General features: G+C 59.5%; 19 protein-coding genes. 8 read left to right on the top strand and 11 right to left on the bottom strand.

The features are described from left to right. Positions 1-9 precede the first annotated feature (9 nt). On the top strand, positions 10-777 hold the full coding sequence (gene yjiL / locus ACOI7Z_RS14600) for a putative 2-hydroxyacyl-CoA dehydratase activator YjiL (protein WP_087849126.1): 768 nt from the start codon (positions 10-12) through the stop codon (positions 775-777). Beyond that, entirely contained in the window at positions 774-1,028 is a 255-nt protein-coding gene (locus ACOI7Z_RS14595; RefSeq protein ID WP_004204154.1) for a DUF3343 domain-containing protein, read from the top strand. The genes yjiL and ACOI7Z_RS14595 overlap by 4 nt, the downstream gene beginning before the upstream one ends. Here the strand turns inward: ACOI7Z_RS14595 and ACOI7Z_RS14590 are convergent. From ACOI7Z_RS14590 to ACOI7Z_RS14575, 4 genes are all read right to left on the bottom strand, one after another. Then, complete coding sequence (locus ACOI7Z_RS14590; RefSeq protein WP_023291832.1) at positions 1,025-2,089, bottom strand: DUF2955 domain-containing protein; 1,065 nt, start codon at positions 2,087-2,089, stop codon at positions 1,025-1,027. The two genes, ACOI7Z_RS14595 and ACOI7Z_RS14590, sit on opposite strands and share 4 nt — an antisense overlap. Further along, the gene (locus ACOI7Z_RS14585; protein ID WP_004204152.1) at positions 2,079-3,146 is read right to left on the bottom strand and encodes an HlyD family secretion protein; all 1,068 of its coding nucleotides are present in this window, start codon (positions 3,144-3,146) and stop codon (positions 2,079-2,081) included. Before ACOI7Z_RS14585 ends, ACOI7Z_RS14590 begins: the two co-directional genes overlap by 11 nt. A 6-nt stretch (positions 3,147-3,152) precedes the next feature. After that, positions 3,153-3,617, bottom strand: a complete 465-nt coding sequence (locus ACOI7Z_RS14580; protein ID WP_086075159.1) for a MarR family winged helix-turn-helix transcriptional regulator — start codon at positions 3,615-3,617, stop codon at positions 3,153-3,155. A gap of 164 nt (positions 3,618-3,781) precedes the next feature. Then, positions 3,782-3,946: a DUF1127 domain-containing protein gene (locus ACOI7Z_RS14575; RefSeq protein ID WP_023319656.1), complete on the bottom strand. Its 165-nt coding sequence runs from the start codon at positions 3,944-3,946 to the stop codon at positions 3,782-3,784. Positions 3,947-4,122: 176 nt separating this feature from the next. Between ACOI7Z_RS14575 and ACOI7Z_RS14570 the strand changes: the two genes are divergently transcribed. Next, a complete protein-coding gene (locus ACOI7Z_RS14570) occupies positions 4,123-5,535 on the top strand; it encodes a PLP-dependent aminotransferase family protein (RefSeq protein ID WP_023291829.1) in 1,413 nt (470 codons plus the stop codon). A 71-nt stretch (positions 5,536-5,606) separates the two neighbouring features. Here the strand turns inward: ACOI7Z_RS14570 and fosA are convergent, their stop codons facing one another. Together fosA and ACOI7Z_RS14560 are read right to left on the bottom strand one after the other, a co-directional pair. Beyond that, positions 5,607-6,026, bottom strand: a complete 420-nt coding sequence (gene fosA, locus ACOI7Z_RS14565) for a FosA5 family fosfomycin resistance glutathione transferase (RefSeq protein ID WP_072421092.1) — start codon at positions 6,024-6,026, stop codon at positions 5,607-5,609. After that, positions 6,020-6,928: a LysR family transcriptional regulator gene (locus ACOI7Z_RS14560; RefSeq protein ID WP_023291827.1), complete on the bottom strand. Its 909-nt coding sequence runs from the start codon at positions 6,926-6,928 to the stop codon at positions 6,020-6,022. The genes fosA and ACOI7Z_RS14560 overlap by 7 nt, the downstream gene beginning before the upstream one ends. Before the next feature lie 86 nt (positions 6,929-7,014). Between ACOI7Z_RS14560 and ACOI7Z_RS14555 the strand changes: the two genes are divergently transcribed. Then, entirely contained in the window at positions 7,015-7,797 is a 783-nt protein-coding gene (locus ACOI7Z_RS14555; protein ID WP_065883223.1) for an NAD(P)H-dependent oxidoreductase, read from the top strand. 41 nt (positions 7,798-7,838) lie between these two features. Here ACOI7Z_RS14555 and ACOI7Z_RS14550 read toward each other — a convergent pair whose 3' ends face one another. From ACOI7Z_RS14550 to ACOI7Z_RS14535, 4 genes are read right to left on the bottom strand one after another with little or no spacing between them, the layout of a single operon-like run. Then, positions 7,839-8,795 (bottom strand): ABC transporter permease, encoded by a 957-nt coding sequence (locus tag ACOI7Z_RS14550; RefSeq protein ID WP_023291825.1) that lies wholly within the window; start codon positions 8,793-8,795, stop codon positions 7,839-7,841. Further along, positions 8,792-9,763 (bottom strand): ABC transporter permease, encoded by a 972-nt coding sequence (locus tag ACOI7Z_RS14545; protein WP_023291824.1) that lies wholly within the window; start codon positions 9,761-9,763, stop codon positions 8,792-8,794. Before ACOI7Z_RS14545 ends, ACOI7Z_RS14550 begins: the two co-directional genes overlap by 4 nt. Beyond that, positions 9,756-11,240 carry a sugar ABC transporter ATP-binding protein gene (locus tag ACOI7Z_RS14540; RefSeq protein WP_049014154.1) on the bottom strand — a complete coding sequence of 495 codons (1,485 nt, stop codon included), beginning with the start codon at positions 11,238-11,240 and terminating at the stop codon, positions 9,756-9,758. Before ACOI7Z_RS14540 ends, ACOI7Z_RS14545 begins: the two co-directional genes overlap by 8 nt. Positions 11,241-11,290: 50 nt before the next feature. Then, positions 11,291-12,274 carry an autoinducer 2 ABC transporter substrate-binding protein gene (locus ACOI7Z_RS14535; RefSeq protein ID WP_023291822.1) on the bottom strand — a complete coding sequence of 328 codons (984 nt, stop codon included), beginning with the start codon at positions 12,272-12,274 and terminating at the stop codon, positions 11,291-11,293. Positions 12,275-12,774: 500 nt separating this feature from the next. Between ACOI7Z_RS14535 and trpS the strand changes: the two genes are divergently transcribed. The 4 genes from trpS (at position 12,775) to ACOI7Z_RS14515 (ending at position 19,020) form a co-directional block, all read left to right on the top strand. After that, positions 12,775-13,782, top strand: coding sequence for a tryptophan--tRNA ligase (gene trpS / locus ACOI7Z_RS14530; RefSeq protein ID WP_086076464.1), 1,008 nt, complete (start codon positions 12,775-12,777; stop codon positions 13,780-13,782). A gap of 305 nt (positions 13,783-14,087) precedes the next feature. Beyond that, on the top strand, positions 14,088-15,155 hold the full coding sequence (locus ACOI7Z_RS14525; RefSeq protein ID WP_086076465.1) for an HlyD family secretion protein: 1,068 nt from the start codon (positions 14,088-14,090) through the stop codon (positions 15,153-15,155). Further along, complete coding sequence (gene rbbA / locus ACOI7Z_RS14520) at positions 15,152-17,896, top strand: ribosome-associated ATPase/putative transporter RbbA (RefSeq protein ID WP_087849125.1); 2,745 nt, start codon at positions 15,152-15,154, stop codon at positions 17,894-17,896. The genes ACOI7Z_RS14525 and rbbA overlap by 4 nt, the downstream gene beginning before the upstream one ends. Next, positions 17,896-19,020 carry an ABC transporter permease gene (locus ACOI7Z_RS14515; RefSeq protein WP_048336335.1) on the top strand — a complete coding sequence of 375 codons (1,125 nt, stop codon included), beginning with the start codon at positions 17,896-17,898 and terminating at the stop codon, positions 19,018-19,020. Before rbbA ends, ACOI7Z_RS14515 begins: the two co-directional genes overlap by 1 nt. Before the next feature lie 41 nt (positions 19,021-19,061). Here the strand turns inward: ACOI7Z_RS14515 and ACOI7Z_RS14510 are convergent, their stop codons facing one another. After that, on the bottom strand, positions 19,062-19,379 hold the full coding sequence (locus ACOI7Z_RS14510; RefSeq protein WP_004204117.1) for a hypothetical protein: 318 nt from the start codon (positions 19,377-19,379) through the stop codon (positions 19,062-19,064). Positions 19,380-19,420 lie beyond the last annotated feature (41 nt).

Below are 19,420 nucleotides of genomic sequence, written 5' to 3'. Positions count from 1 at the left end.
GGAGCAGGCGTGATCTACACGGTTGGTATTGATTCCGGCTCCACCGCCACGAAAGGCATCCTGCTGGCGGACGGGGTGATTACGCGTCGTTTCCTCTGCCCGACCCCCTTTCGCCCCGCCGACGCCATCCATGAGGCCTGGGAGACGCTGCGCGCTGGCCTCGCGGAAACGCCCTTTTTAACCCTCACCGGCTATGGCCGCCAGCTGGTGGATTTCGCCAATAAACAGGTGACGGAGATTTCCTGTCATGGTCTCGGCGCCCGCCTGCTGGCGCCGGACACCCGCACGGTGATTGATATCGGCGGCCAGGACAGCAAGGTTATCCAGCTGGATGCCGGGGGCAACCTCAGCGACTTTCTGATGAATGACAAATGCGCCGCCGGCACCGGCCGCTTTCTGGAGGTCATTTCACGCACCCTCGGCGCCAGCGTCGAACAGCTGGACGCCATTACCGACGGCGTGGAACCGCATGCCATCACCAGCATGTGTACGGTATTCGCCGAATCGGAAGTCATCAGCCTGCGGTCGGCGGGGGTCGCGCCGGAGGCGATTCTGGCGGGGGTGATTAACGCCATGGCCCGGCGCAGCGCGAACTTTATCGGCCGCTTATCGGCGCAGGGACCGCTGCTGTTTACCGGCGGCGTCAGCCACTGCGCCGCCTTTGCCCGCATGCTGGAAAGCCATGTCGGCATGGCGGTGACAACCCATCCCGACGCCCAGTTCGCCGGGGCGATCGGCGCGGCGCTGATCGGCCAGCGCCAGCGGAGGCGCGGATGACAACGTTTCTGTTTTTATTTCATTCCACGGTGGGAGTGGTGCGCACGCGCAAAGCCCTGCAGGCGGCGGGAATGACCTTCGAGGTCAAAGATATTCCCCGCCAGCTGCGCAGCGGCTGCGGGCTGTGCATCCTGCTTGAGGGGACGGAAGCCGACGCGCGAGCCTGGATCGTCCCGGAACAGACGGCGGCGTTGTATCAGCAGGACGGGGAAGCGTGGCGCTGTCTCGCCACCTTCCCACCGGCAGGTTAATCGCTTACCACAAAGCGCGTCGCCGCAAAGCAGTTCAGCAGACGGTGCATCAGAAAGACCAGGGTCAGCGTCACCACCAGCGAGACCGTTACCGAGGTGATGCGGTACAGATCGCTGAATACCAGATCCTGATAGGGATGCAGATTCTGGCCAAACATAATGCCGATGGTGGTGATGCTGGCGAAGCCCACCCCGGCGCCCACTTTCTCCATCACGTGCAGACGGGCGCTGAAGGCCAGCCCGAGGCCAATCAGCGGCATCATCAGGACCATGTGGTTGCTGAAGTCATAGATAATCAACTGCACCACCAGAATATAGAGACAGGCCAGCACCACCCCCGCCACGCGCCAGATCGAGCTGATCACCGCCCCGCGATAGTGCATCGGGAACAGGATCAGGATCCCGGCCATCAGCGCTGACAGCGAGTCGCTGAGATCGCAGATCTGAAACACCACGAAGATGATCGTCGCCACCGTTCCGGAGAGCAGCGACTCGTGGCGGATGCGGGCGGCGTCTTTTTCAAGGCGCGGCGGCGGCTTGCGCGGCTCGACGTCCGGGATCAGGTAATGCAGCAGCGCGCTTAGCGCCACCGCCAGCACGCACGCTTCCATGTTGGAGAACATCAGGGTGTGCCAGTTACTGGTCGGGTAGCTCATAAAGTTGAGCATCGTACTCTGACACACCACCCCCATCGACCCCAGCAGAAACAGCGGCCCCTGGCTCATAAAGCGAAAACGCATCACGTACAGGGCGAACACCACCAGCGTCATGATCACCGGCCATTGCGACAGATAACCAACGATCAATACCATTTCGACGCAGTTCACCGCCGCGCTGAACACAAACTGGCGGGCGACGTGGCGGTTGAACACCGGCACCAGCGACATCAGCATCAGCGGATACACCACAAAAAATACGCCGTACTGCACGTCGTAGAAGGTGGAGATGCTGAGCGCAATGGTCCCGGCCACGGCGATACGCACCGTCTGGCGAAAATCATTCGCCGTGTAGACGATATTGCCGTGCGGGGTAAAGACGTGCGCCAGGGTATTAATAGACATAGTGCAACCAGCTCACCAGATGGATCTGCAGGCCGGCGAAGGTACGGGCGAAAGGTCCCTCGCTATTGTACAGCTGCACCGTGGCGCGGGCGCCGGTCGGCAGCGGTTTCGCCAGCGGCTGATCCAGCGCGACGTGAATGCGCATTCGCTGGGCATCACGCACCCAGCGGGTGGACTGTTCCGGCTGCGACAGCTGTCCGTTAACCGCCTCCTGCCCCGCCAGAATCCCGGCATCGCTGCTGGTCACGTGCGCCGGGAAAACTTCCCCCGGCAGGGCGTCAAAGACCACCGCCGCATCGGTGTTTACCGCGGTGTGGCGCAGGCTCTTCTCACGGAAGTCAGCGACGATATCGGTATTGTTGTTGACCAGCGCCAGCACGGCCGTTGCCGCGGTGGCGTAGATCCCCGGGTTAAGCTGCAGGTTGCTGACCATGCCGTCAGTTTCCGCACGCACTTTGGTCCAGGCCAGGTTCAGCTGCGCCTCCTCCAGCGCGTTGCGGTATTTCTGCAGGGTGACGTTGCGCTTATCGTCGCGCTCGCCGCGCTGGATCAGCAGGTTCTGGATCTGCGCGTTCAGCGCCGAGACCGACTGCTCGCTGGTCTGCCAGGTGGTCCGCACCTTGTCGAGATCGGACTGCGAGACGTTCTGCATGGTGCTCAGGCGCTGATAGCGATCGAGCGTGACCTTATCGTTACGGGCGGTGTACTGCGCGGTGCGCAGGTTGGCGCGGGCGGCGGCGATTTGCGCGTCCAGCTGCTGGTTGCTCAGCTTCGCCTGTTCAAGGGCGATCTGTGCCGCTTCAACTTTATTAATGAATGGCGTTGGGTCGAGCTCATACAGCAGGTCGCCCTTTTTCACCTGGCTATTGTTATGCACGTAGACGTGCGAGACATAGCCGGAGACCCGCGACGAAACCGGGGTCACCACGCGCATGACGGTGGAGTCCGGCGTCAGCGGGATCCAGATATCGGCAACGATAAACCAGGCGAATATTCCCAGAAAAGCGGCAATACTCACCCGTACCCAGCGGGCAAATTTTTGTTCAGGCGTCATCATAGTGTGTTAGATCTTGTTATCTTCTTCGCGGATAGTCCGCAAACGGCAGGCGATTTGATTTAACGTGGCGCTGAAGGTGGCGAGGTCGGCCTCCGGGATGGTCTGGGTTACGCGCTCCTGATAGGTCTCGATCACGCGGCTCAGTTTTTCCAGAATAGCCCGCCCCTCGGCGGTCAGCTTCAGCAGGCGAATGCGTTTGTCATATGGCGATGTGGAACGCAACAGATAGCCCTGCTTTTCCAGTAATGAGAGGGTGCGCGTCAGCGGCGGCAGTTCAATCCCCTGCACCTCCGCCAGTTCGCTGACCGAGACGTTGTCTCCCAGCTGTTGCAGCTGCATCAGCACCGTCCAGCTGGACTGGGTGAGTCCCGTATCGGTGATAGCGGAGTCAATAATCGCGCGCCACTGGCGCACCACCATGGCCATCCGCATCCCCAGCGGGCGGCGGGCAAACAGTTCGTCTTCAGTCACAGCTTTTCCTCTCATTGTTGAGAAGAAAATAATACTTATCAGGGTAAGTATCAAGAAACGGAAGGTCGCGTCGCATCAATTGATAAATTTCGTGAATGTTTCCCCGGCGTCGCCAGCGCTTACCGGGGCAAAGAAGAAATGATGTCTGAAAAAAACCGCACTTTTTAATTGATCTGATCCCGACGCAGGCCGATATCTTTCAGCTGTTCGTCGCTCATTTTCTGCAAAGCTCTGCGCGTTTGCTCCTGAAGCCACCATTTTTTGACAAACCGCACCAGCAGTACGAAACCGATAAATGGCTGTCTTGCCCTGTTCTCGTGAAATTCCATCCTCTACCTCCTCACCTTGCCAGAGGCTTTATCTTCACGGATTTGGGGGTAAGGAATACAGATTCACAAAACACTTTTCTTTAACATACAGATTAGCTAAAACGTACAGCAGACCCCACTTTTTACGGCCATCTGTACTGGTTATTCCATCTGTATGGCGGCAATTAAGGATACACATGACCCGCTATCAACATCTCGCGACGCTGCTGGCCGAACGCATTGAACAGGGCCTGTATCGCCACGGCGAAAAGCTGCCGTCGGTGCGCAGCCTGAGCCAAGAGCACGGCGTCAGCATCAGCACCGTCCAGCAGGCCTATCAGCTGCTAGAGCAGCAGCAGATGATTGTGCCGCAGCCGCGATCGGGCTATTTCGTCGCCCCCCGCAAGGCCCAGCCGCCGGTGCCGCCGATGTCGCGCCCGGTGCAGCGCCCGGTGGAGATCACCCAGTGGGATCAGGTGCTGACCATGCTCGACGCCCGCTACGATAAAACGATCATCCCCTTCGGCGGCGGCTCGCCGGACGTGACGCAGCCAAGCCTGAAGCCCATCTGGCGCGAACTGAGCCGGGCGATCCAGCACAACCTCACTGAGGTGTTGAACTATGACGAACTGGCCGGGCGCCGTGAGCTACGGGAGCAGATCGCCCGCCTGATGCTCGACGGCGGATCGGTGGTGACTGCCGACGATCTGGTGCTCACCAGCGGCTGCCACAGCGCGCTGTCGCTGGCCCTGCTGTCGGTGTGCCAGCCTGGGGACATCATCGCCGTGGAATCCCCCTGCTACTACGGCACCATGCAGATGCTGCGCGGACTGGGATTAAAGACGATTGAGATCCCCACCGATCCGGAAACCGGGATCAGCATCGAGGCCCTGGAGCTGGCGCTGGATCAGTGGCCGATCAAAGGGGTGATCCTGGTGCCGAACTGCAACAACCCGCTGGGCTTTATCATGCCGGACGCTCGCAAGCGCGCAGTGCTGAACCTGGCCCAGCGCCACGATATCGTTATTTTCGAGGATGATATCTACGGCGAGCTGGCCACCGAGTACCCGCGCCCGCGCACCATTCACTCCTGGGATATCGACGGCCGGGTGATGCTCTGCAGCTCCTTTACCAAAACCATCGCCCCCGGCCTGCGCATCGGCTGGATCGCCCCCGGTCGCTACTACGACAAGCTGCTACAGATGAAGTACGCCGCCAGCGGCACCAACGTCCCCTCCACTCAGCTGGCGGCCTGTAACTTTATTCGCGAAGGCCACTACCACCGTCACGTGCGGCGGATGCGGCAGATCTATCAGCGCAATATGGAGATCTATACCTGCTGGCTGCGGGAATTTTTCCCCTGCGGGATCTGCGTCACCCGGCCGAAGGGGGGTTTTATGCTGTGGGTGGAGCTGCCGGAGCAGGTGGATATGGTCTGTGTCGCCAAACAGCTGTGCCGGCTGAAGATCCAGGTCGCGCCGGGCTCGCTGTTTTCCGCGGCGGGCAAGTATCGCAACTGCGTCAGGATCAACTGCGCCCTGCCGCCGACCGAGAAACATAAAGCGGTGATGGTGAAGCTGGGAGAAGCGGTGAAGGTGGCGATGGAGTGAAGTGCAACCTGTTCTCCCCGGTGGCGCTGCGCTTACCGGGGCTACGGATGATCCCGCGTCAGCAAAGCGCTTCACTGGTCAAAAAACACCATCCCCTTATACGGCTGTTCGCGGCAGGCGGCCAGACGCTGGGCGAGGCTGCCGACGTGCAGCTCCAGCTTATGGCCGTCGGGGTCGAGGAAGTAGTGCGAGGCGCCTTCGCTGCGGTTCAGCTTCCACACCGCCACGCCGGCAACCTCAAGGCGAGCGGCGAAGCAGGCGAAATCGGCTTCGCTGATGCTAAACGCATAATGGGTGTAATCGCTCTCCTCCGGCGGGGTGATGCGCCGCTGCGGATCCAGCGACAGGCATAGCCACAGATCGCCGCAGGAGAGATAGGCGCCGCTCTCCCAGCGGGCGTGCAGCGTCATACCCAGCAGCTGCTGATAAAACGCCACGCTCGGCGCCAGCTGGCTGACCGCCAGGGTCAGGTGATTCAGTCCGCTCAGCATGTCTGTTCCTCCAGTGAATTCACAATGAACTGGCGCAGCCATTGATGCGCCGGGTCGCGGTGCCAGCGCTCGTGCCACAGCATCAGCATCTCAAAGCCGGCGACCGCCAGCGGCGGCTCGACGACCGCCAGCCCGCTCTGCCCGCGCACCAGCCGCTCCGGCAGCATCGCCACCAAATCGCTATTGCGCAGGGTCTCCAGCATAAACAGGAAATGTGGCACGGAGAGGACAACCCGCCGCGTCAGGCCAAGGTTCGCCAGCGCGGTATCGGTCGCTGCGCTGAAGCCGCCCCCGTCCGGGGAGACGATCGCTTGCTCCAGCTGACAGAACGTTTCCAGACTCAACCCTTGCCGCAGCGCCGGATGCCCGGCCCGGCCCGCCAGCACGTAGCGCTCGCGAAACAGCAGGCGCTGATGCAGCCCCGGCGGCGCGCCCTCGCGGGTATGGAAGCAGAGATCCACTTCATCGCTGGCCGCCTGCTGCTCCAGGCGCGCCGGCTGGAGCTCAAATACCGCCAGCCGACTGCCGGGAGAGGCCAGGCGTAGCCTGCCCAGCATCGGCAGGAGGATCGCCGAGGCCATATAGTCCGTCGCCGCCACCCGCCAGGTCTCCGCCGCCGTCGCCGGATCAAAAGGGCTGACCGGCGCCACCGCCTGCTCCAGCGCGGCTAACGCGGCGCGCAGCGGCTGGCGAAGCTCATCGGCGCGGGCGGTGGGCTGCATGCCGCGCGGGCCCGGCATCAGCAGCGGGTCGGCAAACATCTCCCGCAACCTGGCGAGCTGAATACTCACCGACGGCTGCGACAGATTCAGTCGCTGCGCCGCCCGGGTGACGTTGTTTTCACTGAGCAGCACGTCGAGCGTGCGCAGCAGATTGAGATCCAGACGATGTAAATTAATCACAGCTATACCTGAGATTGAAGTAATTAATTTCTACTATAGCGCCAGCTTTCCTACTCTGCAGATCTTCCCACTTCAGAGGTGATGTTATGAAAGTACTGCTGATTTACGCCCATCCGGAACCGCGCTCCCTCAATGGCGGACTCAAAGATTTCGCCATCCGTCATCTGCAGCAGGCCGGTCATGAAGTCCAGGTGTCCGATCTCTACGCCATGCGCTGGAAGGCCGGGTATGACGCCGACGACAGCGGCGCGCCGCCGGTCGGCGAGTTCTGGCGTCCTACCCTTGATTCAAAACAGGCCTTTTCGCAAGGAACTCAAAGCGCGGATATCGCAGCCGAGCAGGAAAAGCTGCTGTGGGCCGATACGGTGATTTTTCAGTTCCCGCTGTGGTGGTTCTCGATGCCGGCGATCATGAAAGGCTGGATCGATCGGGTATACGCCTGGGGTTTTGCCTATGGCGTCGGCGAGCACAGCGACCGCCACTGGGGCGATCGCTATGGGGAAGGCACCTTCGTCGGCAAGCGGGCAATGCTGATCGTCACCGCCGGCGGCTGGGCGGAACACTATTCACCGCGCGGGATCAATGGCCCCATCGACGACATCCTGTTCCCCATTCAGCACGGTATGCTGTTCTATCCCGGCTTCGAGGTGCTTCCGCCGCTGGTGTTCTACCGCACGGACAAAACCGATGCCGCGCAGTTCGCCAACCAGTGCGCCACCCTGGCCGGGCGGCTGGACACGCTGTGGCAAACTGAGCCCATTCCATTTCGCCGGCAAAATCATGGCGACTATCTGATCCCATCGCTGACGCTGCGCCCGGAGCTGGCGCCGGGGCAAAGCGGCCTGGCGGTGCATCTGCGTAGCAAGTAGCAGACAAACGCTGCCCGTCTTCGCCACCGAGGATGGGTAGTTTATCCGACTCTCTCCAGCCCCAGCATGCCTCGCGCCTGGATAAAGCACAGCAGCAATACACCCCACAGCGCCATCGTCAGATAGGGGCTGATACCGAGGATATTGAACCCACTCTCAATGATCTGCAGCAGGAACAGCGCTAGCACCATCCCGACGATGCGCCCGCTGCCGCCATCCGGATTCACGCCGCCAAGCACCGCCGCGAGGATCGACACCAACAGATACGATTCTCCATAAGACGCTTTGGCTGAGTTCAGCTTCGACATCATCAGAAACGCGGCCACAGCGCAGAGCAGGGCCGAGATGACATATACCCACATCAACACCCGTCGGGTATTGATCCCGGAATAATGGGTCGCCCGCTCGTTGGATCCGATCAACATGATCGCTCGACCCAGCGGGCTTTTCTCCAGCAGCACCCACAGCCCGATCGCCACCACCGCAAAAAGCCACATTGGTAGCGGAATACCAAACCACTGGGCATGATTCAGCCACAGTACCCACTGAGGATAGTTAGCGATGGCGCTGCCGCCGGTGATCAAAATATTTATCCCTTTGAGCAGGGTCATCATACCGAGGGTAGCCAGGATCGGCGAAACACGGATCCCGGCGATCAGTATCCCGTTGCACAGGCCAATGATCATCGCCGCCCCTCCGCCGGCCAGCAGCGTCGCCAGCGCAGTGGCGGCACCCGGTGGATAGCTTGTCGCTACCCAGGCCATCACCAGCGAGCAGGCGTTGGCGGTCGCGATAATTGACAGATTAATGCCGCCGCAAAGCATGGTCATTGCCATCGCCAGCGCCAGGATCCCCAACACCGGCATTTGCGAGGCAATCGACTGGAAATTAGTGACAGACCAGAAGATGTTTGGCATGGCAATGCTAAAGGCGATAACCGTCAGCAGCAGCAGGCCGATCAGGTAAAACTCAACGTTATTGCGCCATGATTTTTTCATAACAAGCTCCGGTTCTGATGCTGGCTCCAGGCCGTTACGCTGATACTGACGACGATGATCGCCCCGGTAATCAGGGTCTGCCAGTAGGAGGAGACCCCCAGCAGGTTCAGGCCGTTCTGCATCACCGCCAGTAAAATCACCCCCAGCAGCGTACCGGTGAGGGTTCCGCGCCCGCCAATCAGGCTGGTGCCGCCCAGCACCACCGCGGCCAGCACCGTCAGCTCATAGCCCAGCAATGAATCCGGCGCGACAGTCATCACTGTCCATGCCTGCACGACACCTGCGGCCCCCGACATCAGCCCCATGTAGCCATAAACGAACAACTGCAGGCGGAGCACACTGAAGCCGACGCGGCTGGCGGATTCCCGGTTGCCGCCCATGGCATAGATCTTGCGGCCAACGGTGGTGAAATTCATGATAAACGCGGTCAACAACACCACCGCTATCATCGTCAGCAGCGGCAGCCCCAGGCCGTAATCGTAACCATCGGCATCGGTGTATTTGAACAGCATGACCCCCTTTTCAAACCACGGGGGGAAGTCATAGAGCCAGACACCTTTGCTTAACCACAGCAGCAAACCGTAGAAAATATTGAGCGTGGAAATGGTGATAATGATCGAGGGGACCCGCAGACGATTGACCAACAGCGCGTTAACCAGCCCCAGTAGCACGCCGATACCGCCGGCAAGCACAAAGGCCACCGCGAAGTTGCCGCCCACTTTTTGCAGCATCACTACCATGCCGTACTGGGCGATAATGGTCATGGCCGGGAAGGAGATATCAATCCCGCCGGCGATCAGCACCACGAACAGGCCACAGGCGAGGATAGTCAGCATCGCGTAGTTATTAGCGAGGTCGTAAATATTACCGAAAGTGAAAAATTCCTCACTGCGCCAGCCCAGCATCAGGCACAGCGCGATAATAAACATACCTAACCAGAATTCATGTTGTTTCAACAGATTAGCCATTAACCACCTCCGCTATCTGCTGTTGGTTACTGCTGTCCGGCAGGAAGCTATGCGTCAATTCGCCCTGCTTCATCACCAGGATGCGATGACTCTGGTACCACGCCTCTTCGATCTCGTCACAAATCATCAGCACGGCGATGCCATGGGCAGCCAAATCGCTGATGATATGATAGATCCCGGCTTTGTTTGCGATATCCACCCCCACCGTCGGGCTATCAAGGATCAGCAGCTTAGGGGCGATCGCCAGCCATTTGGCGATAGAGACGCGTTGGGCATTGCCGCCGGAGAGGGTATTCACCGGCAAATGCGTATCCGGCGCTTTAATGGTCAACGCGTTGACCATTCTCGCGACCAGTTGCTGAGCTTTACTGTCACTCAATAGTCCGCAAGTGCCTTTCACTTTATGAAACACCGTGCTGATGATGTTATTTTCAATCGACTGACTCATCACCAGGCCGCGTGACATACGGTCCTCAGAGACATAGCCGATACCGTGGCGGATAGCGTCCTGATTGCTACGCAACCGCACCGGTTGGCCATTTATCAGGATCTCGCCGCTGTCGGGGCGGGTCATGCCGAAAAGGCTCAGGCACAACTCTGTTCGCCCCGCACCCAGCAGGCCGACTATCGACACCACTTCTCCGGCTTCGACCTTCAGAGAGACGTTGTGATATTCCCCCTTGCGGCTGAGATTGCGCACTTCCAGTACCGGCGTGCTGCCCTTCCCTTGCCACAGGTCGCGCACCTGATAATCAAACTCCTGGCCCGTCATCAGAAAACCGAGTCGCCGAGTAGTCACCTCTGCCGCCGGTAAGGTGCCGACCAGATTGCCATCCTTCAGCACGCTGATGCGATCCGATACGGCCATGACCTCTTCCAGACGGTGGCTAACGAAGACGATGCAGATCCCCCTCTCACGTAGCTGGCGCACGACATTCAGTAGCCCCTCCACTTCCTGATGGGTCAATGAGGCTGTGGGTTCATCCATAATGATAAGCCGGGCGTCCTGCGCCAGCGCGCGGCAGATCGCCACCAGCTGGCAGCGGGCGATGGAGAGCGACTCAACGGTGGCATCAAGCGGCAGCGAGACGTTAATACTCCGCATCGCCTGCTCCGCACTGCGCCGCAGTTCGCTGCGCTTTACCAGCACGCCGCGGTGATAGTGGTTGATGGCAATGTTCTCCCACACGCTGAGATTGGGAAACAGCGACAGATCCTGATAAATCACCTGGATCCCATGGGCGACAGAGGCCGCAGGCGTCAGTCTGGGCCACGTCTTGCCGCCCAGCTCCATCGCCGCGCCCTCATCCGGGCGATAGACGCCGGAGATAATTTTGATCAACGTCGACTTCCCGCAACCGTTCTGCCCGGCCAGGCAGTGTACTTCCCCGGGCATAAAATCGATGCTGATATCATTGAGCGCGCGGTTGGCGTGGAAGGTTTTGCTGACGTGACGAAGGGAAAGGAAAGGTTCCATAACATCCCCTGGCAGGTTAAGCCGGGGCGCCAGGCGCCCCGGAAGATGGATTAGTAGAGCGAATCAATATTGTCTTTATTTACCAGCAGCACTTTATGGAAGCGGATAATATGCTTGTCGCTATCGACATCCGCTTTACCGAGCTCTTTCAGTTCAAATCCTGGCTCAATGGATTTGCCGTTCAGCAGGGTGCTGGCGACGGCCGCGAGGGCATAGCCGGCTGTCGCCGGATCGTAGGTAATGCCTTCTGTAATATCACCACTCTTAATGAGGGAGGCCGCCTGCGATGGGATCATCATCCCGTAGACCGCAACTTTGTTTTTCGCACGCTTCTCTTTCACCGCGCGCCCCGCGCCAATCGGACCATTCGAACCAAAAGAGACCACCGCTTTCAAATCCGGATAAGTTTTCATTAGATCGAGCGTGGTACGGCGGGAATCATCAACACTTTCCGCTACCGGCATGCGGCGGGTGACTTCATGCATGTCCGGATAATGCTCTTTTTGGTATTTCACCAGCAGATCGGCCCACAGGTTGTGCTGCGGTACCGTAAGACTACCTACATAGATAACGTAGCCGCCTTTGCCACCCATCCGCTTGGCCATATGCTCCACATATTCAGCGGCGAACTTCTCGTTATCGATGATCTCCACATCCCAGTTGGCGCTCGGCTGCCCGGGCGATTCGTTGGTCAGCACGACGATGCCGGCGTCACGGGCTTTTTTGAATACCGGCTCCAGCACGTTGGCATCGTTAGGCACGATAGTGATGGCATCCACTTTACGTGCAATCAGGTCCTCAATAATTTTCACCTGCTGCGGCGCGTCGGTGCTGGACGGCCCAACCTGAGAGGCGTTGAGGTTAAACTCTTTCCCAGCCTGGACTACCCCTTCACCCATCCGGTTAAACCATGGCATGCCATCTACTTTTGAAATATTGACTACCGTTTTTTCCGCCGCATATACCGGCGCGGAAATAAGCGCAGCCCCCAACAGCAAGGATGAAAAAATATTAACGACCAGACGTTTATGCATAATAATTAGCCTCAATACGTTGTAGTCAGACAGGGGTATGACGCAAAATGGAAAAAAGATATAAATAGTAATAATGTTAATAATTTAGAAGAGAATAAACACAAGCTGTAACAGCAGACAGGTAATATCCAGCTATAAATATGGATAATAATACTATAATCCTGTGACGTGAGCTTTTTCACAAAAAGCCTGCAACATACTTTATTGTTCCATAATAATTATCAGGTCTATGAGAAAACCTATTTTCCCGTCTGGTCATTTACCGCAAAACAACAAAAAAATAATACCAGCAAAATCATATGGTTTTTGATTGCGCTCTTGGCCTATTCCGTGGCAGGATAAAAAGATGAACAGAAACGCGATCGTAACCTATCCCCGCCGTTGGTGGCTGCCTGCATAACAGGCGGCACGATACACGTTTCCATTTTCAAAGCCGCCGGAAGGCGGCTTTGGTGTTTTCAGGACGTCTTTCGGCTGAACAGTCTGATAAGGAGTCCCTGATGAACCATCCGCAAACCATCCTCACTGGCGACCGCCCCACCGGCCAGCTACATCTTGGCCACTACGTCGGCTCGCTGCGCCAGCGCGTCGCGCTGCAGCACGACCACCAGCAGTTTATTCTGATCGCCGACCTGCAAGGGCTCACTGACAACGGCAGCAACCCGCAAAAAATAAGCCATCATATTCTCGAAGTGATGGCCGATTATCTGGCCGTCGGCATTGACCCCAGGCTCACCACGATCTGCCTGCAGTCCGCCCTGCCCGCGCTGGCGGAGCTCAGCGCGCTGTATATGAATATCGTCACCGTCGCCCGCGTGGAACGTAATCCGACGGTCAAAAATGAGATTGCCCAGAAGGGATTCGCCCGTTCGCTGCCGGTGGGCTTTCTCGCCTATCCGATTAGCCAGGCGGCAGATATCACCGCCTTCAAAGCCGAACTGGTGCCAGTGGGCGACGATCAGCTACCGATGATTGAGCAGACCAACGAGATCGTCCACAAGATGAATAGCCTCACCGGCGAACCGGTGCTGCGCCACTGCAAGGCGCTACTCAGCGAAGTGAGCCGCCTGCCGGGCGTCGACGGCAACGCCAAAATGTCGAAATCGCTGGGCAATACGCTGACGTTATCGGCCAGTGAAGAGGAGATCCACCGCGCGGTCAGCGCGATGTATACCGACCCGACGCACCTGAGAGTCAGCGATCCGGGGCATGTCGACGGCAACGTGGTGTTTACCTATCTCGACGCTTTCCATAGCGATAAGGCGCGGGTGGCTGAGATGAAAGCCCACTATCAGCGCGGCGGGCTGGGGGATCGCCAGTGTAAGAATGAACTGGAAACCTGCCTGCAGGCGCTCCTGGCGCCGATCCGCGAACGGCGGGCCACCTTTATTCAGGATAAAGGGATGCTGCTGGAATTGTTGCGTCAGGGCAGCGAGCGCGCCCACCAGTTGACGCAGCAGACGCTGCATGAGGTGAAACGAGGTCTGGGGCTGCCGGTCCTGTTCTGAGGTGATGAAAGGTTTCCGGTAGTGGATATTTTGTTAACGCGTCGACAAGACCCTGCCTTTAGTGTGGACAACGCCGCCGCGAATGTTACTATCACGTTAACGGTAGCTCTCACTATGCGTGTTTCATTAAGGCCAGGATCGCTGATGATGACCACATAAGTAGTACAGCGTTCGGCTGCGCATCGACGCGGTAGAGCGCGGCGTCAGCGGCCCTTCCCCACTCATTCGTCCTTCGCAAGGAGGACGCTCCGCCCGCCGGAGAAGACACGCGTATCACTTCGCACAGGGAATCAAGCGAGTCGCGTATGGACAAAATAAAGAAACGTTGGACAGGGTATTTTGTCGGCTTACTGGTGGTACTCGCCGCCGCAGCATGGTGGCTGCTGCGCCCGCCGGACCTCCCGGAGGGTTTTGCCAGTAGCAACGGACGAATCGAAGCCACCGAGGTGGATATTGCCAGCAAAATCGCCGGGCGTATCGACACCATTCTGGTCAAAGAGGGTCAGTTCGTGCACCAGGGAGAGGTGCTGGCGAGAATGGATACCCGTGTACTGAACGAGCAGCGTCTTGAAGCCGCCGCGCAAATCAAGGAAGCGGAAAGCGCGGTCCTGGCCGCCAGAGCCTTGCTCGATCAGCGGCAAAGTGAAATGCGCGCCAGCGAAGCGGTAGTGAAGCAGCGTCAGGCGGAGCTCGACTCCACGGCGAAACGTCACGTCCGCTCGCACACTCTCTCCCAGCGCGGCGCCGTCTCCGCTCAGCAACTGGATGACGATCGCGCCGCGGCGGAGAGCGCTCGCGCGGCGCTGGAGTCGGCGAAAGCCCAGGTCTCTGCCGCCCGCGCCGCCATCGAGGCCGCCCGCACCAGCATTATTCAGGCGCAAACCCGCGTCGAAGCCGCCCAGGCGACCGAGCGGCGGATCCTCGCCGATATTGACGATAGCGAGCTGAAAGCCCCCCGCGACGGCCGCGTTCAGTATCGCGTCGCCGAGCCCGGTGAAGTCCTGGCCGCCGGTGGCCGGGTGCTGAACATGGTCGATCTCGCCGACGTCTATATGACTTTCTTTCTGCCCACCGAACAGGCGGGTCTGCTGGCGCTCGGCAGCGAAGCGCGCTTGATCCTCGATGCCGCGCCGGATCTGGTGATCCCGGCCAATATCAGCTTTGTCGCCAGCGTCGCCCAGTTCACGCCGAAAACGGTGGAGACCCGCGACGAGCGTCTCAAACTGATGTTCCGCGTCAAAGTGCGTATCCCGCCGGAGCTGCTGGCGCAGCACCTGGAGTATGTCAAAACCGGTCTGCCCGGCATGGCTTACGTGCGGCTGGATAACCAGCTGTCCTGGCCTGAAGCCCTGACGGTAAGGTTGCCGCAATGATACTGACGCCACAGGATACCTCGCCCCCCGTCGCCCGGCTGGACAACGTTGGCCAGCGCTTTGGCACCACCGTGGCGCTGCGGGATATCAGTCTGGCGATCCCGGCGCGGCGCATGGTCGGCCTGATTGGCCCGGACGGCGTCGGCAAATCGAGCCTGCTCTCTCTCATCGCCGGGGCGCGGGCTATTGAGCAGGGTAACGTGATGGTGCTCGGCGGGGATATGCGTGACGTTCATCACCGCCGCGAGGTGTGCCCGAAGATTGCCTGGATGCCGCAGGGGCTGGGGAAAAACCTCTATCACACCCTTTCGGTGTATGAAAACGTCGACTTCTTCGCCCGCCTGTTTGGCCACGATAAAGCCGAACGCGAATCTCGTATCAACGAGCTGCTGCAGAGCACCGGGCTGGCGCCGTTTCGCGATCGCCCGGCGGGTAAGCTCTCCGGCGGGATGAAGCAAAAGCTGGGGCTCTGTTGCGCCCTTATCCACGACCCGCAGCTGCTGATCCTCGATGAACCCACCACCGGCGTCGACCCGCTTTCCCGGGCGCAGTTCTGGGAGCTTATCGACAGCATTCGTCAGCGCCAGCCGGAGATGAGCGTGCTGGTGGCTACCGCCTACATGGAAGAGGCTGAGCGCTTTGACTGGCTGGTGGCGATGAACGCCGGCGAGGTGCTGGCGACCGGTACCGCTGCGGAGCTGAAAGCGCAGACCGGCAGTCAGACGCTGGAGCAGGCGTTTATCGCCCTGCTGCCGGAAGCGCAGCGCCAGGCGCATAAGGCAGTGGTAATCCCGCCGCGCGACGACCGCGAGGAAGAGATCGCCATCGAAGCCCGTGGGCTGACCATGCGCTTTGGCGACTTCGTCGCCGTCGACCACGTTAACTTCCGCATCGCCCGCGGTGAAATCTTCGGCTTCCTCGGCTCCAACGGCTGCGGCAAATCCACCACCATGAAGATGCTCACCGGCCTGCTGCCCGCCAGCGAAGGCGAAGCCTGGCTGTTCGGCCAGCCGGTCGACCCGAAAGATATCGCCACCCGCCAGCGGGTGGGCTATATGTCGCAGGCTTTCTCGCTCTATAGCGAACTGACCGTCCGGCAAAACCTCGAACTGCACGCCCGCCTGTTTCATATTCCGGACGGCGAAATCCCCGGTCGGGTGGCGGAAATGAGCGAGCGCTTCATGCTCAGCGAAGTGGAAGACGCCCTGCCCACCGCCCTGCCGCTGGGCATCCGTCAGCGTCTGTCGCTGGCGGTGGCGGTTATCCATCGCCCGGAAATGCTGATCCTCGACGAACCCACCTCCGGGGTCGATCCGGTGGCACGGGATATGTTCTGGCAGCTGATGGTCGACCTCGCGCGTCAGGATCGGGTGACCATTTTTATCTCCACCCACTTTATGAATGAGGCAGAACGCTGCGACCGCATCTCGCTGATGCACGCCGGCAAGGTGCTGGCCAGCGATACGCCGCAGGCGCTGGTCGAGCAGCGCGGTGCCGCCAGCCTCGAAGAGGCGTTTATCGCCTGGCTCCAGGAGGCGCAGCCAACCGCCGCAGCTCCTGAGGAACCTGCGCCTGCTGCAGCATCCCATCCAGAACGCGCGGCCCCGCGCCAGGCCTTCAGTCTGCAACGGCTGTTCAGCTACAGCCGCCGCGAAGCGCTGGAACTGCGCCGCGATCCGGTGCGCTCGACGCTGGCGCTGCTGGGAACGGTGATCCTGATGTTTATCATGGGCTATGGGATCAGCATGGACGTCGAGGATCTGCGCTTTGCGGTACTCGACCGCGATCAAACCCTCAGCAGTCAGGGCTGGTCGCAGAATATCGCTGGCTCACGCTACTTTATCGAACAGGCGCCGCTGCGCAGTTACGATGAGCTCGACCGGCGGATGCGCGACGGCGAGCTGGCGGTGGCGATAGAGATCCCGCCGAACTTTGGCCGCGATATCGCCCGCGGCACGCCGGTGCAAATCGGTGTCTGGGTGGATGGCGCAATGCCAAACCGTGCTGAAACGGTACGCGGCTACATGCAGGCCATGCATCTGGCCTGGCTGCAGGAGATGGCCGCCCGGCAGAGCAGTCCGCAGCGCGCTACCTCTCTCATCTCCATTGAGACCCGCTATCGCTATAACCCGGACGTGAAGAGCCTGCCGGCCATCGTCCCGGCGGTGATCCCGCTGCTGCTGATGATGATCCCGGCGATGCTCAGCGCCCTGAGCGTGGTACGCGAGAAGGAGCTCGGGTCGATCATCAACCTGTACGTGACGCCGACCACCCGCAGCGAATTCCTGCTCGGCAAGCAGGTGCCTTACATCGTACTGGGAATGTTTAACTTCTTTTTGCTGTGCGCGCTGTCGGTCTTCGTCTTTGGCGTATCACATAAGGGCAGCTTCCTGACGCTGAGCCTGGCGGCGCTGCTCTATGTCACCATCGCCACCGGACTGGGACTGCTGATCTCAACCTTTATGAAGAGCCAAATCGCCGCCATCTTCGGCACCGCCATCATTACGCTCATCCCGGCGACCCAGTTCTCCGGGATGATCGATCCGGTGGCGTCGCTGGAAGGCCCCGGGCGCTGGATTGGACAAATCTACCCGACCAGCCACTTCCTGACTATCGCCCGCGGCACCTTCTCCAAAGCGCTGAATCTCAGCGATTTGTGGGGCTCCTTTATTCCCCTACTGATTGCGGTGCCGCTGGTGCTCGGGCTGAGCGTGTTGCTGCTGAAGAAACAGGAGGGGTGATGCGCGGATTACGTAATATTTATAACCTCGGCGTCAAAGAGCTGCGCAGCCTGCTGGGTGATAAAGCGATGCTGGCGCTAATCGTGTTTGCTTTTACCGTGTCGGTGTACTCCTCAGCTACGGTGATGCCCGGCTCGCTGCACCTGGCGCCAATTGCGGTTGCCGATATGGATAAGTCGCAGCTCTCTTCACGCATCATTAACGCTTTCTACCGCCCCTGGTTTCTCGAACCGGAGCTGATCACCGCCGATGAGATGGACGCCGGCCTGGATGCCGGGCGCTACACTTTCGCCATCAATATTCCGCCAAATTTCCAGCGCGATGTGCTGGCCGGCCGCCAGCCGGAAGTGCAGGTCAACGTCGACGCCACGCGCATGAGCCAGGCCTTTACCGGCAACGGCTATATCCAGAATATTATTAACGGCGAAGTAAACGGCTTCATTGCCCGCTACCGGGAGAACAGCGTGCTGCCGGTAGAGCTGGCGGTAAGAATGCGCTTTAACCCTAACCTGGAACAGGAGCGCTTTGGCGCGGTGATGGCGATCATCAACAACATCACCATGCTGGCTATTGTCCTCACCGGCTCGGCGCTGATCCGCGAGCGCGAGCACGGTACCATCGAGCACCTGCTGGTGATGCCGGTTACGCCGTTTGAGATCATGATGGCCAAGATCTGGTCGATGGGGCTGGTGGTGCTGGTGGTCTCCGGGCTGTCGCTGCTGCTGATGGTTCAGGGGATTTTGCAGGTGCCCATTGAGGGGTCGATTCCACTGTTTATGCTGGGGGTGGCGCTCAGCCTGTTCGCCACCACCTCGATCGGCATTTTTATGGGCACCCTCGCCCGCTCGATGCCGCAGCTGGGGCTGCTGATGATCCTGGTGCTGCTGCCGCTGCAGATGCTCTCTGGCGGCTCCACGCCGCGTGAAAGTATGCCGCAGCTGGTTCAGGATATCATGTTGACCATGCCGACCACCCACTTCGTCAGTCTGGCGCAGGCGATTCTGTACCGCGGCGCCAGCTTCAGTATCGTCTGGCCGCAGTTCTTAACCTTGCTGGCTATCGGAGCGGTGTTCTTTACTATCGCCCTGCTGCGTTTTCGCAAAACGATTGGTCAGATGGCGTAAGGGCTTAAGAAGGGCCGTCGACTCCCGGCGGCCCGAATGGTTTATTTGTGGCGATTCATAAAGTGGCGAAGACCCCAGGTGAAGGCCATCGCCATGCTGAAGAGAATGAACAGCAGCACCACCCAGCTGATGGAGATGCGCAGCAGCGTGCCGGGGGTCATAAACGGCTGCAGATAGACAGTGAAGGACTGGGCGGGTGATTTCCCCAGCAGTTCATACAGGTTATCCGTCAGCCACACGCCGACCCGGCAGAACAGCCAGATTATCGCTGGCCAGCAGAGCAGCACCAGAAAGGTAAAGCGCTCCTGAAGGTAGGTGAAGAGCCGGCGCAACGGCGACCAGTTAAGCAGGATTTTCATTTCTATTCTCATATTGCCAGCCGATAACCAGTGCAGATAGC

It is taken from the genome of Klebsiella sp. C283, assembly GCF_048822555.1.
GTDB classification, from domain to species: Bacteria; Pseudomonadota; Gammaproteobacteria; order Enterobacterales; family Enterobacteriaceae; genus Klebsiella; species Klebsiella quasipneumoniae.
The sequence above is the reverse complement of the archived record's forward strand: the minus strand, read 5'-3'. Positions and strand labels throughout refer to the sequence as shown.

Bases quoted from the DNA above. Each gene is read 5' to 3' on its own strand.
- ACOI7Z_RS14590 (WP_023291832.1), bottom strand. From the start codon at position 2,089: ATGTCTATTAATACCCTGGCGCACGTCTTTACCCCGCACGGCAATATC.
- ACOI7Z_RS14510 (WP_004204117.1), bottom strand. From the start codon at position 19,379: ATGAAAATCCTGCTTAACTGGTCGCCGTTGCGCCGGCTCTTCACCTAC.
- rbbA (WP_087849125.1), top strand. From the start codon at position 15,152: ATGATACTGACGCCACAGGATACCTCGCCCCCCGTCGCCCGGCTGGAC.
- ACOI7Z_RS14525 (WP_086076465.1), top strand. From the start codon at position 14,088: ATGGACAAAATAAAGAAACGTTGGACAGGGTATTTTGTCGGCTTACTG.
- ACOI7Z_RS14570 (WP_023291829.1), top strand. From the start codon at position 4,123: ATGACCCGCTATCAACATCTCGCGACGCTGCTGGCCGAACGCATTGAA.
- ACOI7Z_RS14535 (WP_023291822.1), bottom strand. From the start codon at position 12,274: ATGCATAAACGTCTGGTCGTTAATATTTTTTCATCCTTGCTGTTGGGG.
- fosA (WP_072421092.1), bottom strand. From the start codon at position 6,026: ATGCTGAGCGGACTGAATCACCTGACCCTGGCGGTCAGCCAGCTGGCG.
- ACOI7Z_RS14515 (WP_048336335.1), top strand. From the start codon at position 17,896: ATGCGCGGATTACGTAATATTTATAACCTCGGCGTCAAAGAGCTGCGC.
- ACOI7Z_RS14595 (WP_004204154.1), top strand. From the start codon at position 774: ATGACAACGTTTCTGTTTTTATTTCATTCCACGGTGGGAGTGGTGCGC.
- ACOI7Z_RS14555 (WP_065883223.1), top strand. From the start codon at position 7,015: ATGAAAGTACTGCTGATTTACGCCCATCCGGAACCGCGCTCCCTCAAT.
- ACOI7Z_RS14545 (WP_023291824.1), bottom strand. From the start codon at position 9,763: ATGGCTAATCTGTTGAAACAACATGAATTCTGGTTAGGTATGTTTATT.
- ACOI7Z_RS14550 (WP_023291825.1), bottom strand. From the start codon at position 8,795: ATGAAAAAATCATGGCGCAATAACGTTGAGTTTTACCTGATCGGCCTG.
- ACOI7Z_RS14540 (WP_049014154.1), bottom strand. From the start codon at position 11,240: ATGGAACCTTTCCTTTCCCTTCGTCACGTCAGCAAAACCTTCCACGCC.
- trpS (WP_086076464.1), top strand. From the start codon at position 12,775: ATGAACCATCCGCAAACCATCCTCACTGGCGACCGCCCCACCGGCCAG.
- ACOI7Z_RS14575 (WP_023319656.1), bottom strand. From the start codon at position 3,946: ATGGAATTTCACGAGAACAGGGCAAGACAGCCATTTATCGGTTTCGTA.
- ACOI7Z_RS14585 (WP_004204152.1), bottom strand. From the start codon at position 3,146: ATGATGACGCCTGAACAAAAATTTGCCCGCTGGGTACGGGTGAGTATT.